The sequence below is a fragment of the Nostoc sp. genome (assembly GCF_036917575.1).
Lineage (GTDB): Bacteria > Cyanobacteriota > Cyanobacteriia > Cyanobacteriales > Nostocaceae > Nostoc.
Map to the genome: position 1 here is coordinate 68,901 of NZ_JBALDC010000090.1, position 12,717 is coordinate 81,617.

The window sequence follows — 12,717 nt, forward strand, 5'->3', positions numbered from 1 at the left end:
AAATACGTTGTTTACAGTTAATTATCGGCAATCAAGTAAAGTTTGCATCTCCTGTGCATCCCTTGTCATTCCCAATTGCTCAAAACCATTAATAGCCTGAGTTGACAATTGGCGGGCTTTGTGGACACTTCCCCACTTTTTCTCCCAGCGGGCTAGAGAACGTTGATAACGAGCCAGACGCCGTTTATTATTGCTACTTTCGGCAACAGTTAAGCCTTTAATTAATAGCTTTTGAGCTTCATCGCGATCGCCTTGTTCGATGGCAATATCAGCAAGCCAATTTTGAGCAGAATTAATCACCCGATACCAATTAATTTTTTCTGCACTTTTCATCACATCTTGAAATAGCTTCTTCGTTAATGAATATTCCCCTTCTGAATAAAAGATTTCAGCCCGATGATAAAGAACGGGAATAAAGTAGCGGATGTGCTGTCGCTCGTCTAGATTCGCCTCAATCACCAATTTTTCTTCTACCGTTAGCCAGTGGCGTGCATCTATATAATTATTCTGTCTGATTCGCAGTCTAGCCATACTTTCGGCTAAGTCAGCTTGAACGCATGAATCTGCATGGTCGCGTAAAACCCATGCCCGCTGCAATATTTCGTCTGCTTGCGTAAGACTTTGGGGCGAACACTCCCGAATTAGTAGCCAGGTTTTGCGGATCATGAATTTTACCAAAGATGACCATTCACCACGTCGTTCTGATTGTTCTATCAGCCATTGCAACCAATCGAGGCGATCGTCCCAATAAGCATAGAGATTGGCGTAGTGGTTCAAGAGCAACCATAAATCCCTAACTTCTACATAATGGTCTTGGTTTTTACACCAATAGAGTACTTCGCGGAGATTTCCTTCCTCTTCCTTTAACCTGTTGTAATGTATCCAGTCCTCCCAATCTTCTCCGCCGTATCTGTAAGCAAAATTTAGATACCATTTCACCCACCGTTTCCGTGCTTCTTTCTCAAAATCTGGGTAAGCAGCTAATTGTGCTAAAGCATACTCACGAGTCAGAGAGAGCATTTCGTATCGCTTAGTCTCTTGGTTCAGATTCACTAACGAGAGTTGCTGCAAACGTACCAAGCCCTTACTGACGGAATCAGGAGCAGATGTCAGTCCAGCAACTTCAGCCACAGCAGCTTGGATAGGAGAGTCAGGAAAAATCGCCAATGACATTAGTAACTTGTGGGGTGGCTGTCCCTTCGTATCTTGCACTGATTTCTCAAAGCAAAAACGAGCCACATCGCCTGTAGCGGAGGCTAACTGCTCCAATACGAAGTTCAAAGAGTAGCCACTGGAGACTTGACCGAGTGCGTAGACAATAGCGAGGGGGATTCCTCCAGTGCGATCATAGAGCAAGCTAGAGTCTTCATCTTGGATAGTTATACCTTTCTCTTCTGCTTGTTGCTGAATCAACTGCAAACCATCATTCAAGGGCAAGTTTCGCAGACTGATTGGCAGCAGGGCAATTCGTTCGCGGGTAGTAATTACTACTTTGACGCAAATGGGCAAATTGTATAGGAATTCTATAACCTCATCCCTATCCCTGTCCTCTATAGTCTCCATATTATCCACAATCAGAAGCGTTCGCTGTTTAGAAAGACATTGGCGTACACGGTCAAATTGGTCATTGGGAGGAGATTGAATAATAGTAGAGTCGCTTAAAGCATTGGCAATCACCCGAAAAATCTCGCGCAGGTTATGCTGTCCTTGCTGCCGTTGCAAAATCATATCGGGAATCAGTTCTTGTTGTTTGGCTGAAGTGAAAATAATCGCATCAAATTTAGGTGCATCAGAACTGTTTTCGTTACTAGCTTCTAAGCACACGTAAGCAGCTGCTAACACCAGCGCCGTTTTCCCTACGCCACCAATGCCATGTACTGTAATCATGTGAGCGCCATGCATCGGCAAAAGCCTTTCCAGTAGCTTTTTCATATCTGCCTCGCGCCCAATAAATTCTGTGTAGGTTGGTGATGGCAGATTGTGGGGGATAGAGGCGCTTTCAGTACTAGATGCAGCAACACCTCTGCGATATCCATGTCTCTCTAGAATGTAAATAAGGTTACTTGACTTAACGCTGTTGTCTAGTTCTCCTGTCAAAGTTTCGATATCTCGATAGATATTGCTCAATCCAACTCTTACACTAGCGTTTTCCCTGCACAAGTCCTTACTTATCTTTGTCAAGCTATACCCACATAGCAACCCAAGTAACAGGTCTTTCTTAGTATTTTGCCTATATCGCTCTTGAATTCTAGACTCCAAGTCAGTCAGTAAACGATCTATATCCCAATCCTGTAAAACCTTTTGATACCAAGCTTTAGACAGATTCCCACGCTCTGACTGATCTGACATAAATATCACCCTATTAATTCTGTTGTTAAATGTTGGTTAGCAACATTTTAACTAACAAAACTTTTACCATGTTGTATTAATAAGTTTTAACTAACAAATTTTTAACATTGTTAATTACGCTATTTATGGTCAATTTAGTAGGCTAATTACTAAGTTCATAATTGTTGGTAACAGGCTGCGCGCAAATGCAACATCTATCCTAACAACCAACCAAAAACTCTGGCTGAATTATCCTTTTCAATTTTGACGACAAAGGAGTACTGAATGAATAAACTAATTCAAACTATAAGTATCTTGGTTGGTCTAAAACAATCTCGACTTTATTTTCCTGAAGAAAAACAAGTCTGTGTCTTTAATAAACTTCCGACACTTTACCGTGAGTTTACACCAAAGTCTGTACAAGAATCAATCAACGAATTGCAAGAGCGATTAAAAACTCAAGGTTTACTTGCAGAGATTACTGGTAAATTTGACTTAGAGACAGACGAGGCAGTAAAAGAATTTCAAAAAAGAAATAATCTTCTAGCAGATGGAGTGGTTGGCCCACTGACATGGGCTTGTCTTTTGTACCCAAAACTTTCTCGGAGTCAAAAAATTAAGTCCCCAGAATTAAGGAATACGGTTAAGGAACTGCAAACTATCCTTTATGATGAAGGATTTTTGAAAAAAGAACCTACTAGCTATTTTGACAGTGCGACAGAAAGAGCAGTAAAACGCCTCCAAAGAATTTATGGATTGAAAAATGATGGCATTGTTGGGGCAGCGACTTGGGCAGTATTGCTGGGAATGCGACAAAAAATTGATAAAAGCTTTCCGAGGTTAATTTATTTTTTGTCGCCGCAATCATGGTTTTTATGGGAGCAATTTTTGATGATTTGTTGCATTCTATTGGGTATTTTTTATAGCCCTATACCAGGTCAGACTCCTAAATTAACTACTGCTTTAGCAACTGCCTATGGACTCACCTGTGTAGTACCTTTTTTGTTAGAAAATTTTCCACTGAAGCCTTCACTTAAGCCTAGCTTATCCATCTTGCAATATGCTCCATACGTGTTAACTGGTATCTTTTGGAAACCAATTATCAATTCTTTCGGGAAATTGTTTAATTAATCATTCGCTAGTTGCATAATTGATCGGCAATCAAATTTTTGCGTTGTACTTTTAAAAAAGTGCGATCGCTTCCAACCGAGGTAGGCGATCGTACTTTTATGCAGCAACTGTACTGAAGAAAAAATTCAGCCGATTAAGCCATTGATGCCAGACATGAATTAGCCTTGCACGGTCAGATCAAAAATCTCTGCTTCTTCACCTGGTAAAGCTACGACAATGAGAGCATGGTTAATTTTACAGTTAAAGAGGCGATCGCTAGCATAATTTTAACTAGGAAGTTTGACAAATGCGATCGCACATCGAAGACACCCTACTCTTACCCATCGCTGAAATAGAAAAACAACCATTCAAAAATCAAATCGCTTCTTCTTTGCGTGAGGTAAAAATCAAAAACAAAGGCGGGTGCGGGGATTGAACCCGCTAATCCCCACAATGGTGGAGACGTAACCGATAATCCTAAATTCTTCGGCCCCGAAAGGCAAGTTGCGAACAAGGATAACCCGCCATGAAGTATGAAGGATAAAGTTTTTCATCTTTTACCCTTCAGCAATATCTACAATTCACCCGTAGCTAGCATCTGGATGATCCGAGGCGTACCTGGGTCGAACCCTGCCAAATCCCAAGACAGCGAATCTTCAGGATCTACCAAAGTAATTTGGTAAGGTGTCAAGGTGACATACACCGCCTTGACGTTGGGATTTACCTTTTTGCGGTACTCTTTCAATGCTTGACTTGGATGCTTATATCCAGCCCAGCTTTCCGAGTCAGTCCAAAAGCAGACTACATCAGCTTTGAACTTATTCTTAATCATCCAGTCATAAGCTACAGACGCATCCGTTCCACCGAAGTTTTGATTGCTAGCTTTGCGAACCGCAGAACTAAAACTATCTTTGGCAGTGATACTTAATTCCCGGAATTCAGTAGCAAAACCACGAATCATGTAGTTTTTCTCTGCTTTTGCTGTCACCAATGCCATTGTCGTGGCAATTTCACAGCAAGTTAGTCCCATATCTGCAACCATACTACCCATAGAACCAGAAACGTCTACGGCGTGCATGAAAACTTTACCTGTGGGTTGCACAATATCAAAAGACAGTTCAACCGCCTTTTCTAAAATGTCTACAATCCGAGGAACTGGATTCCAAGTTTTCTTACTGCGTCCTAATCTGCCACCAGATTGATAAGTTTTGAGTGCTTTCAAAACATCAATCGGATGGATGCGACCTTTACGCAGATGTTCTCTGCGATTAAGAACTGCTTCTACTTGCAGCAAGTTGGCGCTTTCATCAGCTCGCAACACACCTAGTTCAGTTAAAGAACCCAAGTTACGCAACATTGCACCTATTGGCATTTCCTGAAATAGCAGCTGCCAAGCAAGCTTATCCATTTTGCCCACAGGTGCAGCCATTTCGTGAGTTAAACGTCCTTGGGAAATAGCTTCATGGGTTTGGGTTGGATTCCGCTTCAGCCACTCATACCACCAAATCTGCGCCAATGCCTCTGAGGGGATATCTGCTGGCAATTCTTCCCAGCCTCTAACTACCCACTCAAATAGTTGACGGTGATTTTCTGTAGGCGGTTTGACATGGAACAACCGCAACGCATCTCGGTGGGAGAAGCCTTGACGCTGTTGATATTTCAACAGTTGATAAGCTAAACCTTTGACATCCTCCCTTGAGAGCCAAGTTTTACCAGCTTCCCGTACAACTTTGCCAAATCCCCGCAGAGATTTAGTATAGTTCAGCCATTCGTAGAAGTGGCTACCAGTGCGGACAACTTGCGGGAAAATTTCACCAAACGCTTGTTTTGCTTCTGGTGCTTCACCCATCGAAAGCAACACTAAAGCCAAGATAGGCGCACTGTTATTGATGGCGCGTCCATCGCTAGCATACAAAATTTCTTCTGCGACACGGCCAGGATTTTCGGCAACAGCAAGTCTTACAACTGTCACAAAATCCTCAGTTAATTCCTGTTTACCAGCGTAGTAAGTGCTTTTTGCTGTGCCAACCAATAAACAACGGCGCAGCATTTTCCAAATACCAGCATCAAACATCCAACCGCCGGAACGTCCCTGAACCATTTCTGCTTCTCGTCCGGGGATAGGTTGATTTTGGGGTGTAGTTGTTTTGTTTTTAGTGAAAAAATTGTAATTCATCGTTTCATCTCCCGGCCCTTGCGGGCAAAAATGAAAGGTGGCGGAGCAGGACTCGAACCTGCGACCTCTCGAACCCGATTCGATAACCCTAATTCGTCGGCCTTTGCAGGCAAGGGTTGAACAAGGATGTTTAGCGCTCTACCACTGAGCTACCCGCCACATGAAAATTAAAATTTCAAATTTCAGAACTAGATTTGGTGTAGTGGAGCGGGAATTGAACCCGCGACCTCCCGCTTAACAGGCGATAACCCTCAATTCGTCGGCCTTTTCAGGCAAGGTGTGAATAAGGACATTTAGGCGCTCTATCCACTGAGCTACCCACCACATATAAATTTGCTCTAACGAAGTAGGATTTTTACCTACACCTCCAGAAGTTTAATCAAGGATTTTTTAGTTATATGCGATAACCCTCAATACGTCGGCCCTTTCGGGTAAGGTGGACGCTCTGCCGAGCTATTCGCTATTGCTGAAAGCTAACTTTTTAGTGAAAGTTGACTTGTATTATTAATGTAGTATATGTAATATTAGTTGTCAAGGGTCTGGTAAACCAATTTATAATTATTGCTTTGGAAAGAAAAGTCTCAGGAGTACAAGCAAGCGATCGCTCAGAATTTCGGGAGGAGATTATCCAAGATGTATGGCGATCGCTCTGATCACAACCCCCTTGTTTTCTCTGGCAAAAAACTTTTGTGCGATCGCAGACCCATATTAAATAAACAGAAGGTTGATAAACCTATAACACTTACTGAGTAAGATTTTGCCGACAAATTTGCCGTAACTTTGCCAAAAGATACAAAAAAGTGTCTCAATTTTTGCCAATATAATAATATTATTTCCCAAAATTCACTTGGCAAAAATCGGCATGAGTGAGAAACCCATAGAAGGTGACGGCAAGGCTTTTCTCGTTCTACTTTTGCCCATCTCGTTTTTGATTATTTTCCTAGTTGCTACTTGGAGAATCTTACTGGCGGGAATTGTGCTGGTAATTGGCTTCAAGCTTTGGCAGGAATATCAATGGCAACAGTGGACTGTGCGAGTTAACCCAATTTTTCATCAGTTGGTTCGCGAAAATCAGGGGAGACTTACGCCGATGGACTTGGCAATCAAGGGCAATTTTCCTGGAACAACGGCAAAACGCTACTTGGATGGTAAAGCCTCGGAATTTGGTGCGAGTATAGTCAACTCTGAAGAGGCAGGGCAGTCTTATTACTTTATAACTGCCAGCATTCTCGGCAATATTCTTGATAGTAGTGAGCCTGTTAAAGAACTTCCGGCTCAACCAGTTACTAAAACAGCGCGATCGCTCCTAGCACCACCACCAACCCCACAGGAGGAAGAACCAGAAACCGAATCACTCCCACAGCAAACACATGAGGAAGCTAAACTATCGCTGGAAAAACAATTAGTTTTTGGCTCTCTGATTCAATCTGAACTTGCGAAACGGCTAAATGTCTATTCCAGCACGGTTTATAAACGGCGAAACGATCCAGAGTTTCCTGACTGGAGTCGCAGCAAAGACCCTGATGGTATTGCCTGGTCATACTCTGAAAAAACTAAGGAGTTTTTCCCAGTGGAGAAAGAAGGTTGAAGGAGGCAGGAGGTAGGAGGCAGGAGGCAGGAGGCAGGAGGAGAAAATTATCCTTTTATTCAAATGAGAATGATTTGGCAACCTGAACTCTCGGTCAGTGCTGTTGTTTTAAACCCTTGCTCTCTCTGGTAACAATAGTTATAAGCTGTCGCGCCTACAAGTTGCATTATCATCTTTTAGGTAAAACCTGCAAACCCTCTTTTCTGTCCCTCTGCTGCTTCAAAGTGCAAATTAAAAGCACAGCAGCTAAGAGTACGGACAGTCTTACTCCTGCTTCCTACCTCGTGCTTCCTGTCTTCGTTGATTTTTGAATTCTAAACCTATAGCATCATTGATGGAATTTAATCCGCTTTGTTCTAGCTTGGAAAGTAAACCAGCTAGAATCCGGCGTACCATCAGCGGCCCTTCGTAAATCCAGCCTGTATAAACTTGGATTAGGCTAGCACCAGCAGTAATTTTTTCCCAAGCATCTTCACTAGAAAAAATGCCACCCACACCAATAATCGGGATTTGTCCTTGAGTTTGCTGCCAAATAAAACGAATTACCTCAGTGGAGCGATCGCGTAATGGTTCACCACTAATTCCGCCAGCTTCATCCTGTGGTGATTTGCCGATTTGGTCAATCACTTGGGTTTTCAGTCCATCACGGCTGATGGTGGTGTTAGTAGCGATAATTCCCGCCAGTTGGTAAGTTTTGGCAAGAGTTATAATGTCAGCGATCGCATCCCATGATAAATCTGGTGCTATCTTGACAAAAAGTGGTTTTTGTGTATTATTTTCTAGTTGTAATAAATCTAAGATGGCACTGAGCATAGAAGCATCTTGGAGCGATCGCAACCCTGGTGTATTTGGAGAAGAGACATTAACAACAAAATAGTCTCCCAAATCTTTGAGTAAACGAAAACTATCAAGATAATCTTTTGCGGCTGCTTCTAGGGGAGTTACTTTAGATTTACCCAAATTTATTCCTATGGGTATCGATCGGGTAAGCTCATGCTTTTCTTGTGCCAAACGTGCCGCCATTGCTGCTGCACCTTTGTTATTAAAACCCATCCGATTGAGAGCAGCTTTATCCAACGGTAGGCGAAACAAACGGGGACGGGGATTTCCTGGCTGTGCATGAAAAGTTACAGTTCCTACTTCTGCAAAGCCAAAACCCAGGTTAGACCAAATACCAGCAGCTACTCCATCCTTATCGAAGCCAGCTGCTAACCCTACAGGATTTGGAAAGTTTAGCCCAAACAAATTTTGTTCTAGGCGGGAATCGTACAGACATAAGGACTGCTTTAAGCGTTGGTTTACCCAACTAGCAGGAGTTTGCGATAGCCAATTAAAACTGCGAATCGTCTGCTGATGTAACCACTCTGAATCAGTTTTTACTACATTGAACAAAAGCGGACGAATAGCAACTTGATAAATATCCATTTCAATCCTTAATACTACGCGAATTCGATAGACTGCCGCGCTTCCTCTTTAGCTTGTCGGAGTTCTTCTTTAGCTTGACGGAGTTCGTCTTTAGATTGCCGTGCTTCCTCTTTAGCTTGTCGGAGTTCTTCTTTGACTACCCGCACTTGTTCAGCAAACTGTCGGGTTTCTTCGGCAGAATTTCTCATTTCTTCAGCAAGCTGTCGGGTTTCTTCGGCAGAATTCCTGATTTCTTCAGCAAACTGTCGCTGCTCCTCTTGTGAGAGCCTACTATCTTCAGCAGACTTTCGCTCTTTTTCTTGCGAGAGCCTGCTATCTTCAGCAGACTCTCGCTTTTCCTCAGAGACTTGTCTTTGCTCCTCTTGAGCATCAGACGTAATTTCGCCCATTTCCCTAGCGCTCCCTAATTTAACTTTCAACTTTTAGCAAACACCTGTGGCAATATTACTCAGGGTGCTTTTCTGGGCATCTTATATATTACAAGTTATGTTAATCAATAAATCAGATGGGGCAGCCGCAAAAACCTATAGCCGCCGAACAGCAGATCCTCTCTTTGGGGCGCGTCCTCCAGAGCCTCAGAGAAGAAGATGATGTTGACGTTCTGATTGAAACTACTATTTCTTATCTAAAAGAAGAGTTTGACTACAAACTGATTTGGATTGCTCTTTACGATCGCTTGAATCACATATTATTCGGCAAAGGAGGCATCACACCCGATCGTGACACGAGCTTTTTACGCCAAAGGGTTGTTCTAAGTCCTGGGGATTTATTAGAGCAAGTAGTAATTGAACAACATCCTTTAGGCATTGCTGATTTGCAAACTGAAATCCGCGCCGCCGAATGGCGAAAAATTGCCGAAAAATCCCACATCCAAGGAACGGTTATTTTACCAATTCGCTATAAAGACCGTTGCTTGGGCTTGCTGTTATTGGGTTCAGAACGCTGGGGCTACCTACTGACAGGAGAAACAAAAGCACGTTTGATGATGGTTTTAGGTGAACTAGGGGCAGTGCTTTATCAAAATGAGATGTATAAGCAGCAAAAGCAAACCAGGCGAACCGACGAGCCATTATTAGAATTGCTAGAAAATTTACGCAACCTCAGTAACCTGAATCAAAGACTTGAAGTGGCGGTGCAAGCAACTCATAAATTTGTCTCCCCCAACCGGACAAATGTTTACTGGTTTGAGCGGGAAGGGCGCTACTTTTGGTGTCGAATGAGCAATCAGCTAGTCAAAATGGATCGCAATTATAGCAGTCAGCAAGCAGCAGGAGTGACTGTACAGGACTTGAGCGATTTTTATTATGCTTTAGCAGTTAACCAAATAGTCTCGATTGGTGATGCCCGCAGTTCTTTAAAAAGCCATTTTACGGCAAAATTGCTGGAACGTTTGAAGGTGCGATCGCTCTTGGCAGCTCCGATTATCTGGCAAAAGAACTTAGTCGGTTTTCTGGCGGTGGAAAGCAATGAACCTCGCATCTGGACAGACACAGATAAAAATTTCGTCCAAGGTGTTGCAGGTTTAATTTCTCTGGTTGTACCTACCGAAGGCATGGAAAGTACGATCAAACAGATTCAAGAGGATGCTCAACTGACTAGCCAAGTTGCCCAAGGTATCTATAGCGAACATGACCTTCAGGTAACTTTACACAGTTGTGCTAAAAGAGTTTTAGCTCGATTAGGTGCTACCCGCTTTTTACTGTTGCAGTATGACCCTGAGCAGAAGAATTATCAATTTACTTACCAAAGTCAGCCCTATAATCGCCGACCGTTGACATTTACCCTGGATACTCTCAAAGAATTAGATGGGCAGCTTTTGCAAAATTCAACTCAAGCGGTGGAAATTGAGAACTTAGATGAAGATTTACGCTTTTTTAACTGGCGACCCTCGTTGTTAGAGAATAATGTGCGATCGCTACTTGTTTGTAAATGCACTCATGAGCATATACCAGCAGCACTTTTGGTGATTACTCATGAAAGCCATCGTTCTTGGACAACTTTAGAAAAGGAATTGCTGTGGGCTGTCAGTCAGCAAATTGGTGTAATTGTTCGTCAGTGGCAATTACATAACCGCACCACCCAGCAGCAAAAAACTTCCCAGGTATTTGAGCAATGCTTACGCATCCTGACACAATCCCAGAACAGCATTGAGGTCGAAAAAAAGGATTTAGAAGGTGCATCTCTCGAACAAATAGCATCAATTTTGGGTTGTCCCTTAGCGCTAATGCTATCCTGGGCACCTGGCGAAAGTTGGGCAGAAATTATTCCTGGAGTGATTGACAACAGCCAATTTGGGATTTTTTCTGATGCATCTATTTCAATCCAGGCTGAAGCCTTAATTCAGTGGGCACTCGCTACAGAGACTTACCTAACTTTGAAGGTGGATAATTTACCTCCAGAAACTCGGAAATGGTTGAATATTCCAGAAAAAAGTCAAATTTTGGTAATGGCATTACGTACAACTGCCGTTTATGAAACTACTGGTGTAGTGTTGCTAGTAGACTATCAACAGCGTCGTTGGTCAGAACAAAGCCTCAGTGCAACAGCAACTTTGATTTCTCAATTAGCCTGGTGGCGTCGTGAAAAGCAAATTACCCGACTTTTAGAATCCACAACCGAAGAATTACGACAACTCAACTGGTACAAACATCGTCGTTTAGAGGAAATTCAAAGAATAACAGCCCATTCTCTGAAACAGATACACGATTTGGGCATTCCTGCTAATGAATTAACTCAGATGCGCTACCAACTATTGCTACGGCAGTTAGATCATACAGCCACCTCTATGAGTGGAATGCTAAAACTTGAGAACTGGCAGCTACATATTAGTTGGGAAACTATGTCCATAGCCAGTTTACTAAAGCGATCGCTCGAACGGATTGAAAATTTACTCAAACAACAAAAGCTGTGGATTGGGGTACATGGTTTGGGACAATCAATTGACGAGCAAGAATCACCCAAGAATTCTTCATTAGTCAGAGCCGTTCCTACCTCCAGCATTCAATCCCCAATGGCGATCGCTGGTGATATTGTCAAAATTGAATTAGTTATCCATGAATTATTGGTTACTGCCTGTAACCGTTCTCAAATCGGCAGCAGAATTGATATTTGGTGTCGCCGTCTAGATGCGTCAAAACCCTCAGATATAAAGCATTCTTCTACAAATGGAGAAGTTGAACATCAGACATCGCTAGAATTATCAATCACATATAACGGTGCGATCGAACCACAGTTACTCACAGAACTACATAATATACCCAAAGATGTGCTTGCTCCCTCCAACCTCGACCAACCACCAGCTTTACATCTAGCAATCTGCCAAAACCTCATGCAGGAACTAGGAGGAGAGTTGAATTTCTATCAGCTACCAGATAATCGGGTAGTTAGCCGTTTGTTATTGCCGTTAGCTGTTCATGATTCTTAGTACAGCTTTGCGTGAAATCGCGGTGAATTAAGGGTTGAAATTTAAACGTAAATACGCTTCCCATTCCCACAGAAAATAGTAGTACAAACGCACTATAATTAATTACCTTACTTGTACGAGAACTGCTATAACTACAAGCTTTAACAATTTATCTTTGTCACGTCAAGGCTAATTAAACGTAAATCTGAAATTATATTGGCAATTATCTCAACTATTTTATATATATTTACTGAGTCTCTCCAGAGTTTAACAGGTAGCTTTTGGTACTTTAATATCTCCGAAAAAACGTGACATTTTTGAAAATAGTGGTTAGCATATAACTTGATTAAATGCTGACAAGCAATATTCTTAGTTTTATTTCCGAAAAAAATAATTAACTGAATAACTTTTGCTCAACAAAGTTTTCTATTAATGCTTCACGTTGCAATTTTTATTAAATTGCAAGTTGTTATTAATTCATTCATTGTTAAATATTTTATTATGCAAAATATCAGAATAATTTTTAACGCTTTGATCAACTGAATTAAAATCAATTTCAAGTTATATATTTAATCTAAGTTTGTATTTTCTTTTAATACGAATTATATGAGCATACATTTTTTAGTTAATAAGATGAAATTAATACATCACATTCTAACTGCCAGTTTATGGATTATAAGTTTACAG

The 12,717-nt window shown here is 41.9% G+C and carries 8 protein-coding genes and 2 tRNA genes; 4 read left to right on the plus strand and 6 right to left on the minus strand.

The window, feature by feature from the left end:
• Positions 1 to 21: 21 nt before the first annotated feature.
• The gene (locus V7K79_RS26405) at positions 22 to 2,349 is read right to left on the minus strand and encodes an AAA family ATPase (protein ID WP_335051936.1); all 2,328 of its coding nucleotides are present in this window, start codon (positions 2,347 to 2,349) and stop codon (positions 22 to 24) included.
• A 264-nt stretch (positions 2,350 to 2,613) separates the two neighbouring features.
• Here V7K79_RS26405 and V7K79_RS26410 point away from each other — a divergent pair, with 264 nt between their 5' ends.
• The gene (locus V7K79_RS26410) at positions 2,614 to 3,459 is read left to right on the plus strand and encodes a peptidoglycan-binding domain-containing protein (protein ID WP_335051938.1); all 846 of its coding nucleotides are present in this window, start codon (positions 2,614 to 2,616) and stop codon (positions 3,457 to 3,459) included.
• Between the two features lie 553 nt (positions 3,460 to 4,012).
• On the opposite strand, the gene V7K79_RS26415 is transcribed toward V7K79_RS26410, so the two are convergent.
• The 3 genes from V7K79_RS26415 to V7K79_RS26425 form a co-directional block, all read right to left on the minus strand.
• On the minus strand, positions 4,013 to 5,614 hold the full coding sequence (locus V7K79_RS26415; protein ID WP_335051940.1) for a TROVE domain-containing protein: 1,602 nt from the start codon (positions 5,612 to 5,614) through the stop codon (positions 4,013 to 4,015).
• Between the two features lie 37 nt (positions 5,615 to 5,651).
• Positions 5,652 to 5,773 (minus strand) — tRNA-OTHER (locus tag V7K79_RS26420).
• Positions 5,774 to 5,809: 36 nt separating this feature from the next.
• Positions 5,810 to 5,939, minus strand: a tRNA-OTHER gene (locus V7K79_RS26425).
• A gap of 166 nt (positions 5,940 to 6,105) precedes the next feature.
• Here V7K79_RS26425 and V7K79_RS26430 point away from each other — a divergent pair.
• The gene (locus tag V7K79_RS26430) at positions 6,106 to 6,267 is read left to right on the plus strand and encodes a hypothetical protein (RefSeq protein ID WP_335051942.1); all 162 of its coding nucleotides are present in this window, start codon (positions 6,106 to 6,108) and stop codon (positions 6,265 to 6,267) included.
• 209 nt (positions 6,268 to 6,476) lie between these two features.
• Positions 6,477 to 7,202, plus strand: a complete 726-nt coding sequence (locus V7K79_RS26435) for a hypothetical protein (RefSeq protein WP_335051943.1) — start codon at positions 6,477 to 6,479, stop codon at positions 7,200 to 7,202.
• Between the two features lie 264 nt (positions 7,203 to 7,466).
• On the opposite strand, the gene V7K79_RS26440 is transcribed toward V7K79_RS26435, so the two are convergent.
• Together V7K79_RS26440 and V7K79_RS26445 are read right to left on the minus strand one after the other, a co-directional pair.
• The gene (locus V7K79_RS26440; protein ID WP_335051945.1) at positions 7,467 to 8,627 is read right to left on the minus strand and encodes a quinone-dependent dihydroorotate dehydrogenase; all 1,161 of its coding nucleotides are present in this window, start codon (positions 8,625 to 8,627) and stop codon (positions 7,467 to 7,469) included.
• A gap of 14 nt (positions 8,628 to 8,641) precedes the next feature.
• Positions 8,642 to 9,016, minus strand: a complete 375-nt coding sequence (locus tag V7K79_RS26445; RefSeq protein WP_335051947.1) for a hypothetical protein — start codon at positions 9,014 to 9,016, stop codon at positions 8,642 to 8,644.
• A gap of 116 nt (positions 9,017 to 9,132) precedes the next feature.
• Here V7K79_RS26445 and V7K79_RS26450 point away from each other — a divergent pair, with 116 nt between their 5' ends.
• Positions 9,133 to 12,051 (plus strand): sensor histidine kinase, encoded by a 2,919-nt coding sequence (locus V7K79_RS26450; protein ID WP_335051949.1) that lies wholly within the window; start codon positions 9,133 to 9,135, stop codon positions 12,049 to 12,051.
• Positions 12,052 to 12,717 lie beyond the last annotated feature (666 nt).

What these genes read in the sequence shown, in the direction of transcription:
- V7K79_RS26435 (WP_335051943.1), top strand. Translation starts at nt 6,477, where the DNA reads ATGAGTGAGAAACCCATAGAAGGTGACGGCAAGGCTTTTCTCGTTCTA.
- V7K79_RS26415 (WP_335051940.1), bottom strand. Translation starts at nt 5,614, where the DNA reads ATGAATTACAATTTTTTCACTAAAAACAAAACAACTACACCCCAAAAT.
- V7K79_RS26445 (WP_335051947.1), bottom strand. Translation starts at nt 9,016, where the DNA reads ATGGGCGAAATTACGTCTGATGCTCAAGAGGAGCAAAGACAAGTCTCT.
- V7K79_RS26450 (WP_335051949.1), top strand. Translation starts at nt 9,133, where the DNA reads ATGGGGCAGCCGCAAAAACCTATAGCCGCCGAACAGCAGATCCTCTCT.
- V7K79_RS26440 (WP_335051945.1), bottom strand. Translation starts at nt 8,627, where the DNA reads ATGGATATTTATCAAGTTGCTATTCGTCCGCTTTTGTTCAATGTAGTA.
- V7K79_RS26405 (WP_335051936.1), bottom strand. Translation starts at nt 2,349, where the DNA reads ATGTCAGATCAGTCAGAGCGTGGGAATCTGTCTAAAGCTTGGTATCAA.
- V7K79_RS26410 (WP_335051938.1), top strand. Translation starts at nt 2,614, where the DNA reads ATGAATAAACTAATTCAAACTATAAGTATCTTGGTTGGTCTAAAACAA.